Origin of the sequence: Nitrosococcus wardiae, from assembly GCF_004421105.1 — a bacterium.
GTDB lineage: Bacteria > Pseudomonadota > Gammaproteobacteria > Nitrosococcales > Nitrosococcaceae > Nitrosococcus > Nitrosococcus wardiae.
This window is the reverse complement of sequence record NZ_CP038033.1, coordinates 3,346,693-3,371,590: the sequence shown is the minus strand read 5'-3', so window position 1 is coordinate 3,371,590 and position 24,898 is coordinate 3,346,693. Positions and strand designations below refer to the sequence as shown.

Genomic DNA, 24,898 nt, shown 5'->3' with positions numbered 1-24,898 from the left:
AATCTACCTATTATCACGATAACACTGAGATTGTCTATTAGTAAGATGCCGTATCTGCATAGGAAGATATTTAAATGGCAAAAACTAAAGTGAGGCCAGAATATGTTTTTAAGCGTCATATAAACATTGGTGCGGCGGATGCAGAGGAAGATCAGAAATATCTAAGGAGTTGTTTTGTCGATACTGGTGATTTGCATATTTTGCGGGACTGCGATGACCCAAAGCGGGTTATCACTGGCAGAACAGGAGTGGGAAAGAGTGCGCTGCTTAGGCAATTATCTGATTTAGAAGATCATATTATCGAGTTGCCACCGGAGACATTGTCCTTGAATTATATTTCTAATTCTAACATTTTGAATTTTTTCGAGAATGCTGGGGTCAAGCTTGACGTCTTTTACCAACTACTTTGGCGGCACGTGTTCACAGTTGAGTTGTTGCGGCATAAATATGGAATAAATCACTACTGTCCCACTAAGAATTAACGAAAAAGGCCTGAAAACCCACTTGTTTTGATACAATGAAATCACGACAAGTCATTGAAGAACAAGAAGGAGTTCAGGCCTTGGCGCATCATAATACCGTATTTTCTCAGCTACTCAAACTAGTTCCGAGACATGAATTCGAGGTGCTGGCAAATCGACACCACGAGGGCCGGAAACTACGCAAGATGACCCGTTGGTCACAATTTGTTTCCATGGCCCTGGCACAGCTATCAGGACGCACGAGTTTGCGTGATGTAGTCAGTAATCTGTCTGCCCAGGCCAGAAAACTCTACCCTTTAGGTGCCGTGCCGGTGAGCCGCTCCTCTCTGGCCCGGGTCAATGAGAAACAACCCTATGCCCTGTACGAAGCGTTATTCACCAAACTGTTTTCCCGCTGTCAAGGGCTCGCTCCCCGCCACGGTTTCCGGTTCAAAAACAAACTCTACTCACTTGACGCTTCTACTCTCGATCTGTGTCTGAGCGTCTTTCCTTGGGCCAGGTTTCGCACCACCAAAGGCGCTGTCAAACTCCACCTTGGCTTGGATCATGACGGGCTGCTCCCTGCATTGATGACCGTCACTGACGGCAAAGTCCATGATATCACCGTGGCCCGTACTTTGGCATTACCCAAAGGCAGTATCGTGGTCTTCGATCGGGGCTATACTGATTATGCCTGGTATCATCAACTCCATACCCAGGGCATCTTTTTTGTCACGCGCCAACGTAAAAAGGCCCGCTATCGCGTGGTTGACCGCCGTAAAGTCGATAAATCCAAGGGCCTGACGAGCGATCAGACCCTCGAACTGACCGGTGCCAAGGCCCAAAACTGCCCCATCGCTCTACGCCGCATCGGATTCAAAGATACCGAAACCCACATCCAGTATTACTTTCTCACCAATCACTTTCATCTTGCCGCCAGCACTATCGCGGCAATCTATAAATCTCGCTGGCAGATCGAATTGTTTTTTAAGTGGATCAAACAAAATCTAAAAATCAAGCGTTTCTTGGGGACCTCAAAAAACGCGGTCATGACCCAACTCTGGATCGCCCTTTGTGCCTATTTGTTGCTCGCTTATCTCAAGTTCGTCAGCAAAATAAACTGCTCTCTTCAGCAGATGATTCGATTGCTCCAGCTCAATCTGTTTGAGCGGCGCGACCTTCAAGCACTGCTGCGAGGCGATCCGCCAGAACCGGAAGTTCTATCTCTTCAGGCATCAGTGCAGTTTTCATGAAAGTTTATGGGACAGTAGTGCTAATAAGCCTTCTTAAATCTAAAAACCTGGAGCATTACGTTCTTGAAAAAGAAGATGGTAGCTGGGTTAAATGGTACCCAAAAGACGAAGATCATCAACAAAGAATTATGCTACAAGTTGTTGAGTACAATTTTTCCAAGCAAATGAATGAAAAAAGAAATTGTGCAACACCTAGTAAATAAAAAGCTTCTAACAAGGCAGTCAAGCACGCGCAAAAAGCGCGCTTGGACCGGACAAACAGCGGCCGGCCACTTACTTAGGCGTTAGATTTAAAAAAGAGTTATGGAAGGAGGTTTGGAGGAATTAATTTCCGCTGACTATCTGCGGCGGTCAAATAAAGGTGTCTCTTATACGCTTACCGTGAGCCCATGGTTACTGTGACTCTCTGGATGCGCTCAGTTTTAGAAGAGAAATTACCAGACCTCCTTCCACCCTATTATGAATAAAGAAGATTTTCTAAAAATAACTACACATAATGAGCTGGCCAGTATGTTTGGCATGTCTTATGCCAAATTAACTAAAATAATATATAAAACTGACGGCGTATATAAATACCATCAGTTCCAAATACCTAAAAAGAATGGCGGGCATAGGGAAATTGCCTCTCCTTCAAAAAAATTAAAGAAAATTCAAAGTGAATTAAAAGAGCTGTTTTACGAAATATATCCATCAAAACCATCTGCACATGGATTTGCCAAGAATAAAAGTATCGTCACAAACGCGGAACGGCATTTAGATAAAAGATTCATATTCAATATTGATTTGTCAAACTTTTTTGGTTCAATACATTTCGGAAGAATAAGAAACCTGTTTAAGTCATCGCCTTTCAACTTTAATAACAGTATTGCGACCATCCTCGCTCAAATCTGTTGTTTTGATAATTCACTTCCACAAGGTGCGCCAACCTCACCAATCCTTTCAAACATGATCGCGTGGAAGCTTGATACGCAGTTGCAAAGTTTGGCGAAGATGACAAATGGGACGTATACGAGATATGCAGATGATATTAGCTTTTCATTTACCACCACTAAAGGCAGGCTGCCAGAAGAAATAGTTATATTAAGAGGTGGCGAAGCAGCCCCTGGTCATGCCTTAACGCATATTATCGAAGAAAATGGATTTTTTATAAATTATGACAAAGTTCGCTTGTGCAGCAGGCTTTCTAGAATGGAAGTCACAGGCCTTACGGTAAATGAACTCACAAATGTAAGACGAAAATATGTTAGGCAATTGTCTTCAATGTTACATGCGTGGAGAAAGCATGGATATGAATTAGCAGAAAAGGATTTTAATGAAAAATATGATACAAGATATAGAGCTTCCGGGAAACCAAAGTCATTTTTGCATGTTGTGAAAGGCAAGCTCGCCTTTCTAAGAAGTGTCAAAACGGAACGAGATCCAATATACATAAAATTGGCTACTCAATTCAATGACCTAGTAACGGATGAGCACAAATTCAAAATTAAAGTACCTAGCGACCCAGAGAAAAATGCAATAAATGCATTATGGGTAATTGAAGCTTGTTATGACAATGAGGAAGGCGAAGCTATGGTTCCACAAGGGAGTGGATTCCAATTAGAAGATATTGGAATTGTAACTTGTGCTCACGTAGTATCGGAAAAAGGCAAGATATTTGAAGACCTTGAGGCATTCAAGCATGACGACTCAACAGTAAAATATAAGTTGAGGGTTGAAAGGATATGCTCGCATAGAGATATTGCGATATGTTCATTGCTGGTTGAAGAAGGAAAAGAACCACCTAAACACAGTGTTTCGAGGTCTGCAAATAATGTAGAAATGGGTCAGGATGTTAAGCTTCTGGGTTTTCCGGCATATGCACCTGGACACAGTTATTTTATGGTCGATACCAAGGTTGCGAAAATTTACACACAAAGTTTGGTTAGAAAATTCGAAATTAATGCACTTATTCGCGAAGGAAATAGTGGCGGTCCAATCATTGATTCGAAGTCTAGCGTAGTAGGAATTGCTCTGGAAGGAGCGAGAAAAGAGGCTGGTAATAACGGTTGCCTAACAATCCCTGAGCTTGAAGATGTGTTGAGTGATGACAAATATAAAATCTAACAATGGGCTACACCGGACAGCCAAAAGCTACGCGGCTTTCCGCTTCGCTACAAGCCACTCCGCTTTTGGTTGCCGGTGAGCCCAAGCGTTCGCGCCGCGAATCGGGGAGTTGACTGTGCCAAACGGTTGCCTGCGCCGCTTCGCGTCGCGAACAACCGTTCGACTGGCAGAACCTCCCGCATAATCAGACGCTGTGCCTCTATGTATGCAGGAGAACCCGCCAGTCAACTCCCCGATTAGCACTCAATAAAAACAATAGGAGGGAGAATGAAGCTCACAAAAGCCCGCATACACAACTATCGATCAATCATCGACGGGGAGCTTCGGGGCCATGACTACATGCTCCTAGTTGGTGCAAACAACGCAGGTAAAAGTACAGTTCTAAACGCCCTTAGGGCTTTCTATGATGAGAAATGGTCGTCCCATGACTTTCCAAAGATTGGAGCCAAAGACGCAGAGTCTTGGGTGCAATTGCAGTTTGAACTGACAGATGATGAGTGGGACGGGTTGGCAGATGAGTACAAATCAGCTACCGGCGGAAAATTTCTCACGGTTAGACGGTATTTCAAATCTAATGAAAAAGACCGAGTAAAGGCTAACCAGAGCAACATTTACGGCGTGGTTGACGGAAAGATTCTCGACAATCTTTTCTATGGCGCAAAGAACGTAAGCTCCGCAAAGGTTGGAGAAGTTCTTTATGTTCCGGCTCTGAGTACTCCTGCCGAGAACACAAAGATGAGTGGCCCGTCGCCATTGCGCAACATGCTCAACTTTCTACTGAAGAAGGTTGTTGCTAAGAGCCCGGCATTTGCGAAGATTACAGATGCGTTCGAGGAATTGAACATCGAGGCAAATCAGAAGAATGGCTTTTTGAACGAAGTTTCCCGCCCGCTCAACTCTGCCATCGAGCCCTGGAAGATCAAGATTGACTTATCCGTAAACCCCGTCGCCCCAGAAGACATTACAAAGTCTCTGGTGAAATTTGCATTCCTGGATACTACGTTGGGTAATGCCGCATTCGATCTGGATAAGTATGGCCATGGATTCCAGCGGTCGGTGATATACGAGCTGATCCGACTTGCTCCAACGTTTAGGGAAGAAAAAAAGCCTAAAGAAAAGGAGTTCAACCCCGATTTTCATTTGGTGCTTTTCGAGGAGCCAGAAGCGTTCCTTCATCCTAGCCAGCAGGAATGTATGGCGTTTCACTTGCGAAGGTTGAGTTCGGAGCTTGGCCAGCAAGTAATCGTCACGTCCCATTCTCCGATCTTTGCGGGTAAAGCCGGTGAAAGCATTGGGCAAATAGCTCGGGTTGACAGAAGCAACGGCACTACGCAGATCTACCAGCCCTCCAAGGATCAAGTTGATCAGGTGTTCCAGCGCGGTGGGGAGTTGCTCGCTGCGCTCACCGCGTTTGAGGCTGATCCAGCCATCGCGGACAACAAGAAAGCTAGGGCGAGGCGCATGATTGCCGATCCACCACAAGCCGATATAGCCGTCCAAGAAGAGCGTTTTCGGTTCCAGTTGTGGCTGGATGGCGAGCGGTCGTCGATGTTTTTTGCAGATAAGGTCCTCCTGGTGGAGGGGGCGTCAGAGCGTGCTTTGTTTAACTACTTGCTTGCCAATGATTGGCATGACTTGAGCACGCACAAAATCTGCGTGATAGATGTCCTCGGCAAGTTCAATTTCCATAGATATTTGGCTTTACTCGACGTGTTCGGCATTCCCCATGGCGTTATGCTCGACGACGACAACAATGCGGGGCCTCATGTTGAGTTTTATGGCGCCGTGAACGACCTAGTTGAAAACAGTTCCAACGCTTTTTCGCTAGCGCCACCAGTCAAGTTTCAGAACTGTCTTGAGGCATTCCTCGGCCTCCCGGTTCCACGAGACGATAAGAAGCCTATTGAAATTATGAAGGCGCTGACGTCCAACGCTATTGCAGAAGACCGATTGACGGAGTTGAGAACGAACTTTTGCGCTTCATTGGCGATTCAGTGAGGGTGTGCCGTTGAGTGCTAATCGGGTAACCGGGAGCTTCTAACTCCCGGTCCCCACACCACCCTGCATGCGGGTCCGCACAGGGCGGTTCATGAGAAGGGAAGCACACCAGAATAATCAAACATAGCCATGTGCCTTCATCCACAGATCACGCACAGATATCAGCCCTTGGTCTTTCAGCCATTGGTTGGTCATCCCGGTTTGTGTGGCCAGCGTTTTGGAGAGGCGCCAGTAACTTTTGCTACTGATCGCCGTCAAGATCGCATGACGTTTGCTCGTTCCCAATGCCAAAAGATGACGCACTTTCGTTCGTGCATAGCGCCACTGTTTCCAATAGCACATGCGCACACGCCGGCGTATCCACTGATCAAGTTCGGGAACAGGCCGGTAGTAGTCCGAGATGCCGAAGTAACCCATCCAGCCTCTGATGTATTGGGCGAGCCTGTGAAGCCGAAAGGCCATCAAGACGCCCCAGCTACGACCGGTCAATTTTCGGACGTTGTGCCGGAAATCCTCGAAGGCTTGGTTCGACCAACGCAGCTTGCTCCCGTAGAAAGTAAATCCGAGGAAGGTACAGTCGTTGGTTTTCACCACGCGGCTTTTGCGCTCGTTGACCGTCAGCTTGAGCGTGCCGGTCAGGTACGCCGTGATGCTGGCCTTGACCCGTTCACCGGCGCGTTGGCTTCTGACCAGGATCACCAGGTCATCGGCGTAGCGCGCAAAGCGGTGACCGCGCCGTTCCAGTTCCCGGTCGAGGTCATCCAACAGGATATTGGCGAGCAACGGCGAGAGCAGCCCGCCTTGCTGCGTGCCGATCGCGCACATAAGGGGTCAGCATAAGGGGTCAGGTCTTGTATATTGCTATTTATAGATTTGTGGTAATATTCAATTCGTGGTCTAAGCTTTACGAAATGAAATCACTGCATACTCTGCATACTTTGTCATCTAAGTTGGGCATAGTCTGTTCTATGCCTGTAAAATATAAGATCACTGGAGGGGAGTAATGCTCAGCATAAAACCCTCATAGATTAGAGAGCGGAAGATCAGGCATATTTGGCTGAAATTCCAGGGCTTCCAGAATGTATGTTCATGGAGGTAACTAAGAAGCCGTGAGAATTAACGCTAAGGAGCCTGGCCGGCTCTGGATAGAATTGCCCAAGAGTTCAATGATCCAGCGCCTGAGCCCAAGGGTCCTCGCATTATGTCCGCAGAGTAGCACAACAACTTTTTCGATGATGATTAGCGTCACCCCTCAAATTCAGCTTAAGGAGGATGAACTGCATTTCCAATTCATCCTTGCTTCCGGTCCTGGTGGCCAAAATGTAAACAAGGTGGCGACCGCAGTCCAGTTGCGCTTTGACGCGGTTCATTCCCGTTCTTTGCCAGAGGATGTCCGGAGTCGACTGCTGAAGTTAGCTGGAAATCGGCTGACTAAGGAAGGCGAATTGCTGATCACCGCCAAGCGCTTTCGCACTCAGGAACGCAATCGTCAGGATGCTATTGAGCGCTTAGTTGCACTCCTGCAGAAGGCAGCAGAAAAGCCTAAACGCCGACGGATAACAAAGCCTTCCCGGGCGGCTAAACAACGGCGCCTGGATAAGAAACGGCGTCGCGGGGAGCAGAAGCGAGCACGGCGCCCGGTAACCCCCTTGTCAGACTGATGTGCACGCTGGTTATTCTCCGACGGCCGAATCATGAATGGCCTTTGCTGGTGGCAGGCAACCGGGATGAGATGCGGGATCGGCCTTGGGCGCCTCCAGGCCGGCACTGGGAAGATCGGTCTGAAGTGGTGGCGGGTCTGGATTGGCAGGCCGGCGGCAGTTGGCTGGGGATCAACGACCATGGAGTGGTGGCGGCGGTCATGAACCGGGAGGGGACCTTGGGTCCGGCGACAGACAAGCGCAGCCGCGGGGAGTTGGTGTTGGAAGCTTTAGATCATGCCGAAGCCGGGGAAGCGGCAAAGGCGCTTGCCGATTTGGCGCCAGGGGCCTATCGGGGTTTCAATCTATTTATTGGGGATCCGGTCTCTGGTTTCTGGCTTCGCAACCTGGGCGGCGAGCGGCAGGAACAGGTAGAAGTCTTTGAGATTCCACCGGGACTGCATATGCTGACCGCCCGTGAGCTGGATGATCCCTCGGTCCCCCGCATCCGGGTTTATCTGCCCCGTTTCCGAAGCGCTCAGGTGCCGGACCCTGTACAGGGGACCTGGAGTGCTTGGCAATCCTTGCTGGCAAGTCGCTTGTACCCAGAGGAGGATGGACCCTATGCCGCCATGAATCTAGATTTCCCCCATGGTTTTGGTACCGTTTGCAGTCATCTCCTGGCTGTGCCCCGTTACCCAGGTTTTGGATATAAGCCCGTGTTTTTATTTACGGAAGGGCCACCAGACCGAGCTGGTTTCATGCCGGTAGCCGTTTGATGGGGAAAAAAAAGCCTCGAGAGATGATCTCGAGGCTAAAGGCCAAAGAAAATACTCTTTGGGCCAGCTTGATGCTATCGAAGGGAACCTCTCGTAAACAACCTCTGAACAAACCCAGAGGCTTTATGGCCGTGGTGTCCAACATACCATGCCACATCAGCGCCGTTTACGGGACGCCATACCGTGCCAAAAGGCTCGGTATCCCCCGTGCTTATTTGGTGAGCCCTCAGGGGGTAGCAGGCTCGGAGGGCGATTTCGGTTTGACCCAATACTAGGACCCGAAGGCCGTTGGACAGAACACATTTCCAGGTATTTTGGCAGAGAGCACTCTTTTCCTTACTCCATTGGAAGGCTTTCGCGTCCCCACTCATGGAAGCTTTTAAAGCTGAATCGGTAACCCGCAATACCATGCCTCATGCTCCTTTTTCAGGTCTCTGTCCTCAAACCTGTATTCTTAATTCTTATTAAAGAATAAAAGTATTTACTTTGCAAGTTTTCTCGAAAAAAAAATCAAATTTTTTCACAGGGTCCTCGGTGAATGTGTAAACGAGTTCTCAAAAACACCCAGCCCCAGAGGAATATCCGGGAACGGGTCTTATGGATCTTTAGCATGGGGACGGGAAGCCGCCGCCCGTTGGAGAATTTCAGTCTTCTCTAGAGGATTGGGCGGATGATAGGAAAGGCACCAGGGGACGGCGATTTTTTCTGGTGCCGGCATTCCTTCCGTATAGAAATAAAAATGGCCGGCTTCTAGAGTGGGAATATCGTCACCCTTTCCGCCGCGTGCCTTGAGCTGTTCCTGCACCGCTTCGATAGTAGCCGGTGAACTGGCTTTTCCAAAAAATTGGGTGAAGCAGTTGGCCATCATTGGTTGGTAGATATTTTGGGGTGCCTGGGTGGCGAAAATCAATCCAAGGCCGCAGGTAGGGGCATGGTCTGCCACTCGCAGCAGATTTTCTTTGCAGGGCACGGATTTTTCATCAGGGATAAACTCTTTGGCCTCGTCCATCACCAAAAATCCCTGCACCGGCATAGAGGGGGGCGCTGGATGTTGTTTTATCCAGCTCAAGAGGGTCATGGCCAGCTGATTGAGAAACTGCTGCTGGATTCTGAGGCTAGGTAAGCCAGCCAGGTTGATGACGGAAACCCTCGGTTGTTTCAGGGCAGCGTCCCCGAAGAGAAAGCTGGGATCGAGGGCCGGGCCTTCCTGGTGGAATAAAGGATTACTCTCTATCTCCGCTTGCAGGCGCTGGGCCATCTCGCTACCGAAACGAGAGGCGCTGGAGATACCCTGACTCACTTCCGCCGGTAAGTTAGAGAGGATAGCGATAAGGTCTGGCAGGGTTTTACCTCCCTGGAGAGCAAAAAATTTCAAGGCCGAAGTGAGAACCCCCATTTTATAATGGGAACTGGCGGATTCTCCTGGGGCAACGATGTCTTTCAGGGTCGCTTGGGCCATCTCAAGGGCTTGATCCAACGCTTCTGGATGCTCTACCAGAGAGGCAAGATCAGGCAGTGGTTCCAGTTTCAGGGGGTTGCCGGCGGCTTGTCCGGGAGTCCAGATGATGACTTCGGCTTTGGCATGATAGCGCTCAGCTTTTTCCTTATCTTCCTGAGTCCAAGAGTCGGGATATTGTGGCCAGCTATCCCCGAGAGAGGCGAGCCCATTGGTATGGTCTATTACAATGGAGGAGATTCCCAGCAATGCCGCCTCTTCCACCAGTCGTTTGAGAAGCACGGTTTTGCCTGCTCCGCTGCCAGCCAGAACCCCAGTATATTGGGTGAGCATTGGCAAGGAGATGGCTACTGATTCGGCGGGGTTGGATAAGGTTCGCCCCACCGGGAGGGCGGATGGGTAGAGGGGCGTGGGGGCTTTGGGACTTTCATGCCGAGAAGGCAGATATTCTGTCCAGACTTCTGTGTTTGCCCCTGGGTCTAACGGAGTGTCTTGGGGGGCCGATTTTTCAGGGAAATCCTGGGGTAATTGGGTTTCTTGCACCCATTGGAGGTGGGTGGCCGGGCGGTGTTTGCAAAGCCAGGCCTCAAAGTCAGGCAGATTTTGCTGCTCAAGCTGGTAGAGTGCCCACATAGCCCGCAGATCTTGTTCATTAGGCGCAACGAATTGGCCCTTCGCCTGGAGAAATTTGTCGGTGATTTCCTGGGTAACCTTGCCCGGGGGCAGTGGCGTGGTGCGGAGTATGACTAGTTTTCTGAAAGGTAGCTGGGGATCGATCCCGGAAGCAGTGAGAGCCGCATTGAGACGACTTTGATAGGCGACGGCATGAGTCTTCTGTAAGGCCCGAAAACAATAATGTTGCTCCCGATCCCCCTGGCTAGCATCCATGAGCCGAACCCGGGCATGAAGGGAACGGTAGTTTTTATCTCCTGGAAATTCAGTGTCTACCGCGGCCTCCCTGTCATCTGGTAGAGGATTTTCCCGCAGCAAACAACGGCAGACTGTCTGTAGCAACTCGCACAGGGCTTGGTCTTCCGCTTCCTCGGCCAGCAGTTCCTGTAGGGGGGCTTGGCGGCAGAACTCTTCATAGGACTGATCAAGCCCGGACTCCGTGGAAAGGTTGTCTGAATTTTCAAAGGAGTTTGGTGGGGATTCGAAATCGGTCAACTCGATGACTTTTCCCTTTTTCAGGCATTGAACCCGGTGTTCCTCGCAACGCTTTAGTAATTCCCGGGGCAGGAGCGTGGCGGCACAGGCAAAGACCTGGGGCTGGAAAGGCCAACTCGCATAGGGAGGGGTAAAACCTTGAGCGCGGTAGGCCTCAGCCAAGCGGAGAGTGACGATTTCCTCAGCCAGGGTGGCATTGTTGATGGGTGCCAGGGTGTGGGGGGAGTCGAACCGATCGGTGGCCGAAGCCAGGCTCCCCTGTCGCAGTATTTCCCAGCTAGCCTCCAGGCAGGCCAGGACCGTAAGGGTGCGGTAAACCCTATCCCGGATGGCCATGAAGCCGTCCGCAATCCCTTCGATGATGGCTTGGGAAGCTCCCTGTTCCGCTGTCATCGGGGTGGTGGGTTCAGCCCCGGCGGTAAGATGGTGCTGGGCCACAATGGCATCGAGTTGATCAAAGGCGAGCAGGGTGGGCCGATAGAGACTCATGAGCCAGGACAAGGATTTTACGATTTCGGAAGCCTCTCTCTGGGGCCATAAAAAGCCGAAGAGTTGCCGGTCCGTCTGGTCGATAGGCATTCCCTGAAGCCAGCTATAGCCCACGTTGGACCGCTCCAGATCGTTAGAATTAAGGAGCATCAAGGCGCGGAGAGCGTCTTGGTGCTCTCTGATCTCCTCGGGATAGCGTTTACTTAGACGGTTGAGGGTGTGCCTTATCACTTTGGCCAGGTCTTCATCCCCATATTCTGCGATTTGCCGAGGAGTTAGGGGGGTATCTGCCGCTTCTCGGTGCTGAGGTTTGCTCCCCCGCAGGAAAGCGAGCAGTCGTTGCACAAGGCCGGGGGAGGGTGCCGGTTGAGATCCGGCTCGATGGAGAGCGCGGCGGAGGTTTGGGGCCTTAATCTCAGGGGTGAGGAGATGTTCCAGGAGGTCATGGAATTGGGGGCGATTCCCTGATGTCGCCTGCTGCAGGGAGTTGGTATATCCCAGCAATACTGTTTCCCAAAAATCCTTGACATCGGTCATATCCACCAACACGAACCAGGCCGGGAGGGTGGCGACTTCCTGGCGCAGGGTACCGAGGAAATGGGTTTTTCCGGCCCCTGCCGGACCGGTAATGACTTGTCCGAGGGGATTCTGACCATTGCCCCCCGCTCTGTTGTGCAAAATTTCAATCAGTTCAGTTCGCAAGTTTTGATGGAGTCCAGGCGTGTGAAACGTCGAGTCATCCCATACACTTTTCAACTGCATGGTCCAATCAAAATTAACCGCCTTCAGTGCCTTACATTGATCCATTAGTTCACTTCTGCATGTAGACAATATGTCGTTTAAATCCAGCCACGCTAAGGGCTGCCTCCTGGTCCGCTGCTGAAATTTCCCGGGAGTCATCGAGAGGTGACAGCACCAATTTTCCTTCCTCTTGTAGCTTCAGCAGCAACCCATCCAGTTGAGAGCGGGGAATCGTCTCTAAATTTTGTCGGAGTTGGGCCAGGCGGACCCGAACATTTCCTTTACCGCCAGAGAGATGGAAATAGGCTTCCTGTAACTGCTGCTCTGGAGCTTCCCTAGGGGGAAGTTCTTGGGTTGAACTGAAGATCTCTGCCAGGGTGATTTGACGGCGCTTCAAGATTGGTTGTAATCGGGTAAGAAAGGCCTGAAAAATAGGGCCGGCAGCGGGAGACTGGTGGGAGAGTTTAGCATCCATATGGTCTCCTGCCCAGGCCCAGGCCTTATCGGTCAACTGCACATAGATCGCCCGGCCACCGCGGGGTTTGCGGCGCCATTCTTCTTCGATAAATCCAGCCTCTAGCAGGGCTTTTCGGTCGCGCCGCTTAGGCTTGGGCCGGATATCGGCCAGGTAGGCTTGCCCTTCGCTGGTCAGTAATCGCCACAGAATTAAAGCTTGTAGGGGGCTGAGTTGAAAATTCATAGAGTTTCTTGACGAGTTTTATTCCGTATCCAAAGTTATTTTTGCGGAATCTTACAACATCCCGGATTTTTCGAGTGGGAGGTGGTGGCGAGAATCTTGTCCTGTTCGATTCTTTCGAAAAAATCAGGTAGAGAAATAGCCGGGGGAGGTCTATAAAACCATTTGAGCTATCAGCGTAAGACCAGGAAATCTTAAATAAATATGAATGCATATTTAAGGAGACGGGCATGGGAATTCTAGGCGAGAAAGCGATTGGTTTACCGGCCTACAGGGGTGGGCTTTTGCCGTTTTTGATGCTTTGAATTGGAGGCGAATCCTCATGTGGAATATGCCCAGCCCAATTGGCTCCTTCAGCCTTTTTTCTCCCCTTGATTTTCAGTAAATAACGGTGCGTGTCGTTATTGCCCTGGGAGGTAACGCCCTACTTCGCCGCGGCGAGCCTTTGACGGCGGAGAATCAGCGTCGCAATGTGAGGATTGCGGCCGACGCCCTGGCACCCATTGCTGGCCAGCATCTATTAGTCATTACCCATGGCAACGGTCCCCAGGTAGGATTGCTGGCCCTCCAAGGCGCCGCCTATCAGCCCGATGAAATTTATCCCTTGGATATCCTGGATGCAGAAACTGAAGGTCAAATAGGCTATCTGATTGAGCAGGAATTGAGCAATGCACTCCCTTCTGGCCGCCACTGCGCGACCCTGCTGACTCAGATTCAGGTCGACCCCAGTGATCCGGCATTTCAAAACCCCACCAAGCCCATTGGTCCGGTCTACCAGGAAGCTGAGGCCCAAAGGCTGGCTCAGGAACAGGGGTGGCATATCGTCCGGGAGGGCAAGGGATATCGCCGGGTAGTTCCGTCCCCGCGCCCTCAGCGAATCCTGGAATTGAGCGTGATTGAGCTATTGGTGAGCCGAGGCGTGGTTGTGATCTGCGCCGGCGGTGGTGGAATCCCCACCGTGCGTCAAGAAGAGGGCCGTCTGGTGGGCATAGAGGCGGTGATTGATAAGGATTTAGCCAGTTCCCTTTTGGCGCGGGAATTGAGAGCGGATGCCTTCCTGATGTTGACTGATGTGGAGGCCGTGTGGCAGGACTGGGGACAGCCCCAGGCCCGACCTATTCGGCGTATTTCACCATCGACCCTGCATCAATTTTCCTTTGCCCCTGGCTCCATGGGACCCAAAGTCCAAGCGGCTTGTGAATTTGTGGAAGAGACGGGGGGCATTGCCGGCATTGGCCGGCTCCAGGACGCCCAAGCCATCCTGGCCGGCGAGGCGGGAACGGTAATTGCTTGGGATTAATCCCTGGGTCTTAACTTTTGCTCCTGGAGGAATATTTCTATCCAGTGGCCCAGCCCCGCTTCCCCGGCTTCTGCGAATTCATAACGCACCCGAACGATAGGTTTGTTAAGGTCAATTAGGGCGTCTAGGTCACAGGGGGTTGCTGAGACCACTACATCCACCTGGGCGGCATTGAGGGTTTCCCTCAGGGCTTGGAGTTGTTCTGGATAGTAACCTAGGGCGGGGAGTACCGGCCCGATATGGGGGTATTGGGCATAAACCGCAGCGATTTTCTCTACCGCCACCTGGCGGGGATCAACAATCTCTGCCGCTTGGGCTTGGGTGGCGGCCACATAGCCGGCGCCATGGGGCATTCCCCCATGGGTAATCGTGGGGCCGTCCTCCACCACCAGGACTCGCTTTCCCCGCACTCTTTCGGGATCATCCAGTTGCACCTGGGAGGTGCCGTGGATCAGGGTGGCGGTGGAATTAATTTGGCGGGCCATAGCTGTAACCTGCCCTATATCTTCTTCGGCGGCTGAATTAACTTTGGCGATGATAATGATATCCGCCATCCGCAGTACGGCCTCCCCTGGATGATGGCTGGTTTCGCTTCCGGGACGTAAGGGGTCCACCAGCACGATGTGCAAGTTAGGGCGGATGAAGGGAAAATCATTATTGCCCCCCTCCCAGAGGATTAAATCGGCTTCCCTTTCGGCCAGAGCCAGGATTTGGGCATAATCGATACCTGCATAGACCACATTGCCCGCCGCCAGGTGGGGCTCATATTCTTCCCGTTCTTCAATGGTACAGTGGGCTGATTCCAGATCCGCAGGAGTGGCAAAGCGCTGTACCGCCTGTTGCGCCAGGTTTCCATAGGGCATGGGATGGCGGATGACTGCTACCTGCAATCCTTTTTTTCTCAGTAGTTGGGAAAGCCAGCGGCTGGTCTGGGATTTGCCGCAGCCGGTTCTCACCGCCGAGATGGCGATGACCGGCACGTCCGTCTGTAACATGGTGCGTTCGGGACCCAGGAGCAGAAAATCTGCCCCTGCGCCCAGGGCGATGGAGGCTTGGTGCATGACATGGGCATAGTCCACATCGCTGTAGGCAAAAACCACTTGATCGATACATTCTTGACGGCAGAGGGTGGCCAAGGTGGCTTCCTCTACAATGGGAATGCCCTCCCGATAGCAGGGGCCAGCCAGGGAAGGGGGATAACGGCGTCCGGCGATTTCCGGGATTTGAGTGGCCGTGAAGGCAACGACCTGGCTGCCGGGATCATCCCGATAGACTACATTGAAGTTATGGAAATCACGGCCGGCGGCCCCCATGATGACCAGGCGATTGGTAAAATTATTTCCTTTGTCCACTGGCGGCTATTGTTTCTTACGAATTAGGTTAATAAGGCTGCCTTCCAGGATCATCTCCACCTGCCGAGGGCTCATTGAATGCCTGAGTTCGTAGTCTTCTTGTTTGGTCTTATTGCTGATTGTCAGTTTTTCTCCCCTTTGGATGGCATTGCGGACATCGGCAAGGTAGAGGACGTCGCTGTGCTCAATGCGTTCCCAGTCATCCGGTTTGACGAAGGTGAGCGGTAAGATGCCGAAATTGACCAGATTCTGCCAGTGAATCCGGGCAAAACTCTTGGCAAGCACCGCCTTCAGACCCAGGTATCGGGGGGCCAGGGCCGCATGCTCCCGGCTCGACCCCTGGCCGTAATTCTCCCCACCCACGACCCAGGAGCCCTGCTGTTGATGTTCCATGGCCCGCTGGTAGTAATTTTCGTCAATGGGTTCAAATACAAATTTGCTGATCTCCGGGATATTGCTGCGAAAGGGCAGTACCCTGGCCCCAGCCGGCATGATTTCATCCGTGGAGATATCGTCACCGACCTTTAACAGCACCGGGCCTTCCAAATCATCAGGGAGTGGCTCGAATGGGGGCAGTGGTTGGATGTTGGGGCCTTTTTCCAGCGCGATTTCTTCTCCTTTCTCAGCCGGGGGGGACAGCATGCTGATATTAATGCGGATGGACTTCGGTTCCCGGAAGGGGGGATAGTCCATGGCCAGGCTGCGCGGATCGGTAATTTCTCCGGTCAAGGCCGAGGCGGCAGCCGTCTCCGGGCTGCATAGATAGACTTGATCTTCCTTGGTGCCCGAGCGTCCAGGAAAATTTCTAGGGACGGTGCGCAGACTGATGCGTCCGGTGGCCGGTGCCTGCCCCATGCCAATGCAGCCATTGCAGCCGGCTTGATGGAGGCGGGCTCCCGCGTGGATGAGCTTTCCTAACAGTTCCAGGGAGATCAGGTTTTCCAGGATTTGCCGCGAGGTGGGATTAATGTCGAAGGATACCCGGTCGTGGACTTGTTTGCCATCCACAATCAGGGCCGCGATGGCAAAGTCTCGTAGGCCTGGATTAGCGGATGAGCCGATATAGGTCTGATAAATCTCCCGGCCGGCCACTTCCCGTACGGGAACCACCTTGCCCGGACTGCTGGGGAGGGCAATCAGGGGTTCTAGTTCGGAGAGATTGATTTCCTCGTGCTCGTCGTAGTCGGCATTCGGGTCAGCCACCAGTTCCGCCCAGGCCTCCTCCCGATCTTGAGTTTCGAGAAACTCTTTTACCGCCCCATCGGCGGGAAAGACGGTAGTGGTGGCGCCAAGTTCGGCCCCCATATTGGCGATGACGTGACGATCCATGGGGGTCAGGTTGGCCAAGCCCGGCCCGTAGTATTCGATGATTTTGCCTCTTCCCCCATCGACATCGTGCCGGCGCAGCATTTCCAGGATGACGTCCTTGGCGCTCACCCAATCGGGAAGCCGACCCGTCAGTTTGACGCCCCACACCTTGGGCATTTTCATATAAAACGGCTCCCCGGCCATGGCCATGGCCACTTCCAGTCCCCCTGCGCCTATGGCCAGCATCCCCAGGGAGCCCGCGGCGGGGGTATGGCTGTCCGAGCCCAGCAAGGTTTTGCCTGGGACGCCGAAGCGCTCCATATGCACGGGGTGGCTGACCCCATTACCCGGACGGCTGTACCAGAGGCCGAACTTTTTGCAGGCACTGCGCAGAAACAGGTGGTCATCCGGATTTTTAAAGTCTTCCTGGATGAGATTATGGTCGACGTATTGGACAGAGAGTTCGGTTTTGACCCGGGGAATTCCCATGGCTTCGAATTCCAGCATCACGAGTGTGCCGGTGGCATCCTGGGTCAAGGTTTGATCAATGCGCAAAGCGATTTCCGCGCCGGGTTCCATCTCGCCGGAAATCAAGTGATTAGCAATCAACTTTTGGGTGACATTTTGGACCATGGTTTTTTGGCCTATCGGTCTAATCTTAATTCTTAGAAAGCTTAGCATAAGAGGAATAAAAACAATGGACGCTAGAGACTATGTTTTTGACCCTACCGAAACGCCGTTCCAACCCCGTGCCGAAAGCTATCATGCCCACAATGCCCTGGGCCTTGCGTGTGCCTCCAACTTGGCTTACGAAGATTCGGCGATAATCGAGCCGATGGTGAGACAGTGGGGGTTTGACCACTATCGCTGATCAGGCATTTGAAGGGCGGGGGATCCGGTTTATCAATAATAATGATATCGTGCCCCACGTGCCTCTACCCGGCCCTCGATTACGCTATTGGCATACCGAGCGCTTGATCTATATTGATGCGGAGGGGAAGCTCAGCCCGGATCTGCCGCTTTGGAAGCGTTTGCGGAATAGTTTCCAAGGTGCTACCCGAGATCTAGATAAGCTGGGGCAGGAAGCTTTTAGGGATCACGCGATGAATAGTTATGTTCACCGCATCAGGGAGGCTATAAAAAGCGGGCGTTAGCCTGGGGGAGTCCACTATCTTGGCAAGGCCGAGATTGCGGCCTAGTACCGGTATCGTGTAGTTTTCCATGGTCAGTATAGTATCTCGGCAAAAATTTTAATAAATTTAAAAATCTACTTCGTCACCGATTCGCCGGGAGCGAATCGGGACACCCGAAGGATGCCCTCAGGGGGCGCGCATCAAAATGTATTGCCCATAGCGTCAAAAAATCATGCATATCGAATTGGATAATCTGAGCCCGAAAGAAGTTTATTTCAATCTCATCCAGACCTTAATTCCTCGCCCCATTGCCTGGGTGTTATCGGAAAGCGCCGGCGGGAGTTATAATCTGGCCCCTTTTTCCTATTTCACCGCGGTCTGTAGCAAGCCGCCCCTGATTCTCATTTCAGTGGGAAAAAAAACCGATGGAACCCGTAAGGATAGTTGGGTGAATATCGAGGAGCGCCGGGATTTTGTGGTCCACATTGCCCATTTGGAAATGTTGGAGGCACTAAACGCCAGTTCTGTGACCTTGCCCGCTGAGGCCTCGGAAGTGGAGCAGCTTGGCCTGGCGGTGACTCCCTTTCCAGGGTCGCGGTTGCCACGGCTTCAAGAAGCGCGAGTGGCTTATGGCTGCGAGTGTTATGAGATTCAGGAAATCGGCAGTGGCCCCCAAGCTTTGATTTTCGGCCGTGTCCGTACCCTCTATGTCGATGATGCAATTTGCAGCAGCAAGGAAGGCAGGGTCAAGGTCCATGCCGATGGGCTCAATCCCATCGGCCGTCTGGGGGCCAATGAATACATGAAATTCGGTGAAATCATTGCACTTAATCGGCCGAAATAATCAGGGGAGCATCCCTTATGTCATGAGTACCCGGTGGGCCAGGGCGCCACGGAAAAATATAACTGATGCAAGGGGGGAACGCGCCTCTTAACCCTTTCCCGCATAGTAATACCAATTTAACAAAAGAATGCAATTTATTAAGGCTGTAAGTGTTTGTTTGTATTAGACTTATACAATGCAAATTTTCATGAAATTGGTATAAGGGGTAGGTAAAGGCCATTAACTCCTTATTCTTTGTTTTCTATTTCCTCCCCCTTGGTGAAAAAGTGGCGGTAACTGTGGATGATGAACAAGTTTAATTACCCCCATCCCCGCCTTCCCCCGCAAGGGGGGAAGGGGTAAAGCTGCCATTGCAGATTAAGGTTAGGCTAGACGAGCGAGCGCTTAAGGGGCCGCTCCAGGAGATGCCGCCGTAATCTCCAGGTATCGGCGTACGCACATGATTAATCCATCCTTGGACACTGGCATCGAATTCAGCAAAGCTGATTTTGTTGGCGCAATAGTCCCGCCACCGTATCTGGAGGCGGCGGGTGAAATTGCGCACATTGCGGGCTTTGATCCGGCGGTGGGTTGGGCATAGGTGGGATTCTCTACTTTTGGGGCCACAATTTAAGAGCAAATCTAATGCTTTTTTCCACACCGGGACCCTGAGCCAGAGTTCGCCCTGATCGCTTTTTAGCCGGTTTCGGGTCATCCAGCTTCAGCCCAGGGGAAATTAGGCTTGATCCAGAAGTACTAGGGTATTGGTCCGTAGCCCCTTGTAGAAAAAGCCTGGCCAAGGAAGGAAGATTGGCTGGTGGGTGGTAATGATCATCCCAGAGAATTCGGCGCTCAACAGGGCTAGTGAGTAAAATTAATATAATTCAATTCCCTAAGTTTGCGAGTGGCAGAGCAATGACTAAACCCCTGGAAGAAAAAAAGGCGCAGAAAAAGCGGTTTTCGGACCGCTTGTTAGAGAATATGAGTCGATTTATCGTTTCCCTAACCTGGGCAATTTTGTTAGCGGTGGTGATATTTGTGGTTTATTTAGCCACTCAGTTTGCCCAGGGGTAATCCCTGAACCTTGTGGGTACTAGGTACCAGGAGGGGAAGCCTTTAGGTCCCGCAGCCGCACTTTAGCTTCTTCTTGAGTTAATTGTTGGTACGCAACTCGCACCGTCTCAGGATCATATTTTCTCTCCAGCCGACGGACGATGAAATGGCCCCGGGCCATGTCCTGGAAATGCTGCATAAAGATCAAGTTCAATAGGGCGCCACTTACTGCCCCGGCGGCAGGGATCATCTGGGCAGCCGCCTTATCGGGAATGACCACGCCGAAACGTGCCGCGGTAGCTCGGATAAGATTAATGGCGGCAGGTAGCTTGGTCGCCGTACTGGGGTAGTCCAGCAAGCCAGAAAAGTGGAAGGCGAGGGTCGCGCGAATGCCATAGTAGCCCGTATCCGCAGCATCGTCCTCTTTGGTACGGCCACCCAGGGCAAAGACCTCCATGCAGGCAAGCCTTGCTTCCAGGGTGTTTAAGTCTTCGCCCTGGCTATGAGCGATATCGGCGATAGACCGCAGCATGAGGGCTGTGGTGATGGGCAATTCGGCTAGAAGAGTAAGCGGGCCAAAGAGGCCGCCTATGGCGCCACTGCCCATTGCCATAAATTTGTGCAGGTGGTCATGAGCAGCGGAGGGAGGAATGCCCCCCATGGAGCTAATTGTCATATCCAAAGCGCGACGAATACTAAACTCCACTGCCTCATGGAGATGTTGGTGCCAGCTTTTGGGTAAGAGTTTGAGCCCCTGCTCAATAGGCGTGCCCACGACATTGCTCAAGCGTGCGGCAAACGAAGGGTGTTCCAGGTGTCGGTGCGCCCATCGAAGATCTATAAGATCCTGGGGGGATAGGGAAGGCGTTGATTGGTGCATGTCTTGTGCTGCCTGCCGAACTTTGGCCATTGCTCAATACTAAAATGTTAAAGGGTTTGTGAATAATTAACAGGGATCGTAGCCCGGATAATTCATGAGATCACCACAAAGGCACGAAGGGCACAAAGAAAGCAAATTTTCCCCTCGAGTCGTGAATAATATCAGGAAAATGACTGCTTCCCTGGTAACGGCGGCCAAGGCGAGCGGTCATCGGCGCGCTTTGGTATTATCTGGGGACTGGGCGTGGTGTTTGCAAGCCGCGCAAGCCAGTCTGGCTAACACTTCCCTGGAATCGGTTCTGTGGATCTCTGCCCAGGCTGCCGAAAACGCCTGGAGGATGGAGGCAGCCAAGGCGCACCGGTCGCTGGGGCAAGAAGTCGATGCCATCGTCTTTGATGCCTACAGCGGTTTTGACTTGGATGCCTTCGGCATCATCACCGGTGCCATCCGGGGCGGCGGGCTGCTGCTGTTGCTCACCCCGCCCCTGGCGGCATGGCCAAGCTTCAATGATCCCGAGCATGCCCGCATTGTGACGGCGCCCTATCAGGTCACAGAGGTCACGGGGCGTTTTCTGGAACGCTTGGTGGGTATTCTCCGCAAAGCCGAAGGGGTGATCGTCATCGAGCAAGGAAAAGTGTTCCCCAGTATCCCGTTGGTTGCCTCAGGGACTAGGGAAACTAACGACCAAAACCTCTCGGATAGGCCAGCGGATTCGGCGTGCCGCACCGAGGATCAACGGCGGGCGGTGGAGGCGATTGTCAAGGTGGTGACTGGACAGCGGCGGCGGCCTGTGGTGTTAACCTCGGACCGGGGCCGGGGCAAATCGGCGGCCCTAGGGATTGCGGCGGCGCGGCTATTGCAGCGGGGGCTCAAGCACATCATCGTCACGGGACCGCGGTTGGATGCGGTAGAGCCGGTGTTCCGCCATGCCCAACGGCTATTGCCCCAAGCCATAGCTTCCCGAGCAGCGCTCCATCTCCCGGAGGCAGTCATGGCATTCGCCCCCCCGGATGATCTTATCCGGACTTCCCGACCTGCGGATTTGCTGTTAGTGGATGAGGCGGCAACCATCCCTACCCCTTTGTTGGAACGCTTGCTCCAACGTTACTCTCGAATTGCTTTTGCCACTACCGTTCATGGTTATGAGGGAACTGGGCGGGGCTTCGCCCTTCGCTTTCACAAACTGCTGGATGAACGGACCCGGGGATGGAAAGGGCTGCGGCTGGAGACGCCCATCCGCTGGAAATCCGGAGATCCCTTGGAGCATTTCGTCTTTCGGGCCTTGCTGCTAGATGCTACGGCGGTGCCAGATTCGGCAGTCGCGTCGGTAAGCCCCGGAAATGTTGCGGTTGAACGGTTGGATCGAGATGCCCTGGTAAGAGATGAAACCACCCTTTCTGAACTTTTCGGCTTGCTGGTGCTGGCCCACTACCAGACCCGGCCCTACGATCTCCGCCATTTGCTCGATGGTCCCAATCTTTCCGTGTATGTAGCGCGCTACCGGGGGCATGTAGTGGCTACCGCCTTGCTTGCCGCAGAGGGCGGCTTCGATAAGGAAACAGCTAGAGGGGTTTGGGAAGGGCGCATTCGACCCCATGGGCATTTACTCCCGGAATCCCTGGCAGCCCACTTGGGATTGGAGCAGGCACCCAGGCTGCGCTGTGCCCGGATCATGCGTATTGCGGTTCATCCCGCGGTTCAGGGCCAAGGTCTGGGGACTCACCTGGTGGATAGGATCATCAAGGAGATAAGCGCTGAAGGCTGGGATTATCTGGGGAGTAGTTTCGGCGCGACTGGCGAATTGCTTCGCTTTTGGGAACGATTGGATTTTCAGTCGGTGCGCCTCAGCGTGAAGCGGGGAGCCACCAGCGGGGCCCACTCTGCCATTGTTCTGTACCCTTTATCCAGTTCAGGTCGGGCGCTAGTCAAAAGGGCCCGGGAGCGTTTCCTGGTGCATCTGCCACATCAACTTGCCGATCCGCTACGGGAGTTGGAACCCCATCTTGCCGCCCTCCTCTTGCGCCGTGGGGCCCAAACGAGTCCACTCCCCTTGGACCCTCAGGACTGGTCTGATGTGTTGGCTTTTGCCTTTGGTCGGCGTGTCTATGAGGTCTGTATCGCCCCCATTTGGGAGCTCACTTGGAGGGCACTTGCAGACCCTGAGAGCGAGGCACTTCTGGGGGAAGCGGAGAGAAACGCCTTAGTCGTCAAAGTATTGCAGAAGAGAAGCTGGCAAGAAGCGGCCTCGGCCTTGGGCCTCTCAGGCCGGGTTCAGGTAATTGAAGTCCTGCGCCGGGCCCTGTGTTCCTTGGTACTGCACTTTGGCAATGAGGTTGTGCATCGTGAGGCTGAACGACTTGCCAGGCGCTAGCTATTTTCAGCGCTCTCTAGCCCTATCATCTATAGTTTTAAATAAATATGGGCGTTTATTGGTGTGCATTGGTGATTAAAGTACAGCAATAGATGGTTGTGCCCATTGCCTAGGGGTGTGAATGGGCGGTGGATGCAGACCCTGTTTTTTCGCACGAGCCCCGATAGAAACCAAGGAGTTGAGGGATGAGGAAGAAAAGATACGGGGGACGAATCATTGCCTTTGTGATGGCGGGGGGGGAAGGTAAGCGTCTTTATCCTTTGACTGCGGAACGCTGCAAACCCGCTGTCCCTTTTGGCTCGCGTTACCGGCTCGTGGATTTTGTTCTGAGTAACTTGATTAACTCTGAAATCCGCTCTATTTACCTCTTGGTGCAATACAAACCCCAGTCCCTGATCGAGCATATTCGTAGGGCGTGGGTGATTTCCCCCTTGCTCCCCGATCAGTTCGTCACAGCAGTGCCTCCCCAGATGCACAAGGATACACTCACTTTTAAAGGCACGGCAGATGCGGTTTATCAGAGTCTCCGATTACTTGAACCCCATAGGCCGGATTTGGTGGCCGTATTTGGCGCCGATCATGTGTACAGAATGGATGTACGGCAGATGGCTTGGTTTCATTGGAAGCAAAAAGCCGATGTCACTATTGCCGCCCTGCCGGTACCGATGGAGCAAGCACCCAATTTTGGAATTCTCGCCACAGATGAGGATGGTCGAATACACCAATTTCAGGAGAAGCCTCAGCAGCCTAAATCGATGCCTTCTGATTCCAACCGGGCCTATGCTTCCATGGGGAACTACTTGTTCAATACCCGGGTGTTGGTAGAGGCGCTGATGGAAAGCCACCGCTTAGGTGAAACGGACTTTGGGCATCATGTTCTGCCCCGGTTGCTGAAGACCCACCGTCTCTTTGCCTATGACTTTTCCCGCAATGAAGTTCCAGGGATTAAGCCCTATGAGGAAGTAGGTTACTGGCGTGATGTGGGAACCATTGACGCCTATTTTGAGGCCCATAAAGATGTGCTAGGGGAGGAGCCTCGTTTCAATGCTTTTGATCCCCAATGGCCTATATTCTCCAGTAACTACCAGGGGCCGGTAACTCGGATTCTCGGAGGTGAAATTGAGAATAGCGTGTTTGGTGCTGCCAGTGTGGTTCATAAAGGCGCTCGGATACATAACAGTATCATCCGCCGGGAAGCCGTGGTGGAAGCAGGAGCAGAGTTAGAGGAGTGCATCATTATGGATTATTCTAAAATCAAGCGCGGCGCCCGGCTGCGACGGGTTATCGTTGACCGTCATAACATTATTGAACCGGATACCCAGATTGGTTATGATGTTGAAGAAGATACCCGCCGATATCATGTCTCCCCCTCAGGAATAGTGGTTGTTCCTAGAGGCGAACTCAGTTTTTATGCCCGTAATTCGCGCGGCAAAGGCCTGGGTTATGCTGAATAGCACTGGAAAGCAGTGCCGTACCTTATGTCCATCTATTGTCAGGGGGAGTCCTAAAGGTGTTTCGTTTTTTCCTGTTGACCCCTGCAAATTTGGAGTAGGATTTCATGCGTTATCGAGAAGATGCTATAACTGGTGAAATAGGTGCCCCCATGGTCAATGAGGGGATGCTGGTAGGAACGGCCCTGTATGCGCTTTTGGCGGGTATCGGAATTTGCATTGTGGGAATCCGCACCGGGTTAATTTGGGCCATCCTTATGGGGGGAAGTCTAGCAGGGGTGAGTGCCGTTTATTTGGGCGCGGTTGTGCTCGGTTATGCCTGAACGGTAGCGACCAAGTGCAAATTTTATAGCTTGACTTGTTTGTTGGAATGGGAGCTAGCCACAGGGAATAAACAGCCTATCTTACGCTTTTCCCCGGGGGGAAAGCGGAGAGGGAAGAGA

The 24,898-nt window shown here is 52.3% G+C and carries 22 protein-coding genes; 15 read left to right on the top strand and 7 right to left on the bottom strand.

The genetic code is table 11. The features are described from left to right. Positions 1-74: 74 nt before the first annotated feature. The 5 genes from E3U44_RS15930 to E3U44_RS15910 all read left to right on the top strand — a co-directional run bounded on the left by E3U44_RS15930 (position 75) and on the right by E3U44_RS15910 (position 5,815). Entirely contained in the window at positions 75-482 is a 408-nt protein-coding gene (locus E3U44_RS15930) for a hypothetical protein (RefSeq protein WP_134359089.1), read from the top strand. Positions 483-562: 80 nt separating this feature from the next. Continuing rightward, on the top strand, positions 563-1,714 hold the full coding sequence (locus E3U44_RS15925; protein ID WP_134359883.1) for an IS4 family transposase: 1,152 nt from the start codon (positions 563-565) through the stop codon (positions 1,712-1,714). Next, positions 1,711-1,917 (top strand): hypothetical protein, encoded by a 207-nt coding sequence (locus E3U44_RS15920; RefSeq protein ID WP_134359088.1) that lies wholly within the window; start codon positions 1,711-1,713, stop codon positions 1,915-1,917. The genes E3U44_RS15925 and E3U44_RS15920 overlap by 4 nt, the downstream gene beginning before the upstream one ends. Positions 1,918-2,173: 256 nt before the next feature. Next, positions 2,174-3,817, top strand: a complete 1,644-nt coding sequence (locus E3U44_RS15915; protein ID WP_134359087.1) for a trypsin-like peptidase domain-containing protein — start codon at positions 2,174-2,176, stop codon at positions 3,815-3,817. Between the two features lie 267 nt (positions 3,818-4,084). Next, the gene (locus tag E3U44_RS15910) at positions 4,085-5,815 is read left to right on the top strand and encodes an ATP-dependent nuclease (RefSeq protein ID WP_134359086.1); all 1,731 of its coding nucleotides are present in this window, start codon (positions 4,085-4,087) and stop codon (positions 5,813-5,815) included. 117 nt (positions 5,816-5,932) lie between these two features. Here E3U44_RS15910 and E3U44_RS15905 read toward each other — a convergent pair whose 3' ends face one another. Next, positions 5,933-6,640, bottom strand: a complete 708-nt coding sequence (locus tag E3U44_RS15905; protein ID WP_134359085.1) for a group II intron maturase-specific domain-containing protein — start codon at positions 6,638-6,640, stop codon at positions 5,933-5,935. A 410-nt stretch (positions 6,641-7,050) separates the two neighbouring features. On the opposite strand from E3U44_RS15905, the gene arfB reads away from it, so the two are divergent. Both arfB and E3U44_RS15895 read left to right on the top strand, forming a co-directional pair. Continuing rightward, positions 7,051-7,476 carry an alternative ribosome rescue aminoacyl-tRNA hydrolase ArfB gene (arfB, locus tag E3U44_RS15900; protein ID WP_134359882.1) on the top strand — a complete coding sequence of 142 codons (426 nt, stop codon included), beginning with the start codon at positions 7,051-7,053 and terminating at the stop codon, positions 7,474-7,476. Beyond that, positions 7,476-8,234: an NRDE family protein gene (locus E3U44_RS15895; protein ID WP_134359084.1), complete on the top strand. Its 759-nt coding sequence runs from the start codon at positions 7,476-7,478 to the stop codon at positions 8,232-8,234. The genes arfB and E3U44_RS15895 overlap by 1 nt, the downstream gene beginning before the upstream one ends. A 595-nt stretch (positions 8,235-8,829) precedes the next feature. Here the strand turns inward: E3U44_RS15895 and E3U44_RS15890 are convergent. Continuing rightward, entirely contained in the window at positions 8,830-12,153 is a 3,324-nt protein-coding gene (locus E3U44_RS15890; RefSeq protein WP_134359083.1) for an ATP-binding protein, read from the bottom strand. Positions 12,154-12,157: 4 nt separating this feature from the next. After that, positions 12,158-12,787 (bottom strand): helix-turn-helix domain-containing protein, encoded by a 630-nt coding sequence (locus E3U44_RS15885; RefSeq protein ID WP_134359082.1) that lies wholly within the window; start codon positions 12,785-12,787, stop codon positions 12,158-12,160. A 388-nt stretch (positions 12,788-13,175) separates the two neighbouring features. Here E3U44_RS15885 and arcC point away from each other — a divergent pair, with 388 nt between their 5' ends. Next, positions 13,176-14,084, top strand: coding sequence for a carbamate kinase (arcC, locus tag E3U44_RS15880; protein WP_134359081.1), 909 nt, complete (start codon positions 13,176-13,178; stop codon positions 14,082-14,084). On the opposite strand, the gene E3U44_RS15875 is transcribed toward arcC, so the two are convergent. Continuing rightward, positions 14,081-15,436, bottom strand: a complete 1,356-nt coding sequence (locus tag E3U44_RS15875; protein WP_206054817.1) for a cyclic 2,3-diphosphoglycerate synthase — start codon at positions 15,434-15,436, stop codon at positions 14,081-14,083. The two genes, arcC and E3U44_RS15875, sit on opposite strands and share 4 nt — an antisense overlap. A gap of 6 nt (positions 15,437-15,442) precedes the next feature. Beyond that, the gene (locus E3U44_RS15870) at positions 15,443-17,377 is read right to left on the bottom strand and encodes an aconitate hydratase (RefSeq protein WP_134359080.1); all 1,935 of its coding nucleotides are present in this window, start codon (positions 17,375-17,377) and stop codon (positions 15,443-15,445) included. Positions 17,378-17,441: 64 nt separating this feature from the next. Here E3U44_RS15870 and E3U44_RS19425 point away from each other — a divergent pair, with 64 nt between their 5' ends. The 3 genes from E3U44_RS19425 (at position 17,442) to E3U44_RS15860 (ending at position 18,721) form a co-directional block, all read left to right on the top strand. Beyond that, positions 17,442-17,615 (top strand): hypothetical protein, encoded by a 174-nt coding sequence (locus E3U44_RS19425; RefSeq protein WP_166805105.1) that lies wholly within the window; start codon positions 17,442-17,444, stop codon positions 17,613-17,615. After that, positions 17,599-17,898: a hypothetical protein gene (locus E3U44_RS15865; protein ID WP_134359079.1), complete on the top strand. Its 300-nt coding sequence runs from the start codon at positions 17,599-17,601 to the stop codon at positions 17,896-17,898. The genes E3U44_RS19425 and E3U44_RS15865 overlap by 17 nt, the downstream gene beginning before the upstream one ends. 211 nt (positions 17,899-18,109) lie before the next feature. Next, on the top strand, positions 18,110-18,721 hold the full coding sequence (locus tag E3U44_RS15860; RefSeq protein WP_134359078.1) for a flavin reductase family protein: 612 nt from the start codon (positions 18,110-18,112) through the stop codon (positions 18,719-18,721). Positions 18,722-19,016: 295 nt separating this feature from the next. Here the strand turns inward: E3U44_RS15860 and E3U44_RS15855 are convergent, their stop codons facing one another. After that, positions 19,017-19,415: a hypothetical protein gene (locus E3U44_RS15855; RefSeq protein WP_134359077.1), complete on the bottom strand. Its 399-nt coding sequence runs from the start codon at positions 19,413-19,415 to the stop codon at positions 19,017-19,019. 200 nt (positions 19,416-19,615) lie between these two features. Between E3U44_RS15855 and E3U44_RS19420 the strand changes: the two genes are divergently transcribed. Beyond that, positions 19,616-19,774 carry a hypothetical protein gene (locus tag E3U44_RS19420; RefSeq protein WP_166805104.1) on the top strand — a complete coding sequence of 53 codons (159 nt, stop codon included), beginning with the start codon at positions 19,616-19,618 and terminating at the stop codon, positions 19,772-19,774. Positions 19,775-19,793: 19 nt separating this feature from the next. Here E3U44_RS19420 and E3U44_RS15850 read toward each other — a convergent pair whose 3' ends face one another. Then, positions 19,794-20,663 carry an EcsC family protein gene (locus E3U44_RS15850; protein ID WP_206054815.1) on the bottom strand — a complete coding sequence of 290 codons (870 nt, stop codon included), beginning with the start codon at positions 20,661-20,663 and terminating at the stop codon, positions 19,794-19,796. Positions 20,664-20,802: 139 nt separating this feature from the next. Here E3U44_RS15850 and E3U44_RS15845 point away from each other — a divergent pair, with 139 nt between their 5' ends. From E3U44_RS15845 to E3U44_RS15835, 3 genes are all read left to right on the top strand, one after another. Next, entirely contained in the window at positions 20,803-23,004 is a 2,202-nt protein-coding gene (locus tag E3U44_RS15845) for a tRNA(Met) cytidine acetyltransferase TmcA (RefSeq protein WP_240761577.1), read from the top strand. Between the two features lie 185 nt (positions 23,005-23,189). After that, positions 23,190-24,458: a glucose-1-phosphate adenylyltransferase gene (locus tag E3U44_RS15840; RefSeq protein ID WP_134359075.1), complete on the top strand. Its 1,269-nt coding sequence runs from the start codon at positions 23,190-23,192 to the stop codon at positions 24,456-24,458. 104 nt (positions 24,459-24,562) lie between these two features. Next, positions 24,563-24,778 (top strand): hypothetical protein, encoded by a 216-nt coding sequence (locus tag E3U44_RS15835; protein WP_134359074.1) that lies wholly within the window; start codon positions 24,563-24,565, stop codon positions 24,776-24,778. The last annotated feature ends 120 nt before the right edge of the window (positions 24,779-24,898 follow it).

Excerpts from the sequence above, each read along its gene's own strand:
- E3U44_RS15930 (WP_134359089.1), top strand. The coding sequence starts at position 75 with ATGGCAAAAACTAAAGTGAGGCCAGAATATGTTTTTAAGCGTCATATA.
- E3U44_RS15920 (WP_134359088.1), top strand. The coding sequence starts at position 1,711 with ATGAAAGTTTATGGGACAGTAGTGCTAATAAGCCTTCTTAAATCTAAA.
- E3U44_RS15915 (WP_134359087.1), top strand. The coding sequence starts at position 2,174 with ATGAATAAAGAAGATTTTCTAAAAATAACTACACATAATGAGCTGGCC.
- E3U44_RS15910 (WP_134359086.1), top strand. The coding sequence starts at position 4,085 with ATGAAGCTCACAAAAGCCCGCATACACAACTATCGATCAATCATCGAC.
- E3U44_RS15905 (WP_134359085.1), bottom strand. The coding sequence starts at position 6,640 with ATGTGCGCGATCGGCACGCAGCAAGGCGGGCTGCTCTCGCCGTTGCTC.
- arfB (WP_134359882.1), top strand. The coding sequence starts at position 7,051 with ATGATTAGCGTCACCCCTCAAATTCAGCTTAAGGAGGATGAACTGCAT.
- E3U44_RS15895 (WP_134359084.1), top strand. The coding sequence starts at position 7,476 with ATGTGCACGCTGGTTATTCTCCGACGGCCGAATCATGAATGGCCTTTG.
- E3U44_RS15890 (WP_134359083.1), bottom strand. The coding sequence starts at position 12,153 with ATGGATCAATGTAAGGCACTGAAGGCGGTTAATTTTGATTGGACCATG.
- E3U44_RS15885 (WP_134359082.1), bottom strand. The coding sequence starts at position 12,787 with ATGAATTTTCAACTCAGCCCCCTACAAGCTTTAATTCTGTGGCGATTA.
- E3U44_RS15870 (WP_134359080.1), bottom strand. The coding sequence starts at position 17,377 with ATGGTCCAAAATGTCACCCAAAAGTTGATTGCTAATCACTTGATTTCC.
- E3U44_RS19425 (WP_166805105.1), top strand. The coding sequence starts at position 17,442 with ATGGACGCTAGAGACTATGTTTTTGACCCTACCGAAACGCCGTTCCAA.
- E3U44_RS15860 (WP_134359078.1), top strand. The coding sequence starts at position 18,110 with ATGCATATCGAATTGGATAATCTGAGCCCGAAAGAAGTTTATTTCAAT.
- E3U44_RS15855 (WP_134359077.1), bottom strand. The coding sequence starts at position 19,415 with ATGACCCGAAACCGGCTAAAAAGCGATCAGGGCGAACTCTGGCTCAGG.
- E3U44_RS19420 (WP_166805104.1), top strand. The coding sequence starts at position 19,616 with ATGACTAAACCCCTGGAAGAAAAAAAGGCGCAGAAAAAGCGGTTTTCG.
- E3U44_RS15850 (WP_206054815.1), bottom strand. The coding sequence starts at position 20,663 with ATGGCCAAAGTTCGGCAGGCAGCACAAGACATGCACCAATCAACGCCT.
- E3U44_RS15845 (WP_240761577.1), top strand. The coding sequence starts at position 20,803 with ATGACTGCTTCCCTGGTAACGGCGGCCAAGGCGAGCGGTCATCGGCGC.
- E3U44_RS15840 (WP_134359075.1), top strand. The coding sequence starts at position 23,190 with ATGAGGAAGAAAAGATACGGGGGACGAATCATTGCCTTTGTGATGGCG.
- E3U44_RS15835 (WP_134359074.1), top strand. The coding sequence starts at position 24,563 with ATGCGTTATCGAGAAGATGCTATAACTGGTGAAATAGGTGCCCCCATG.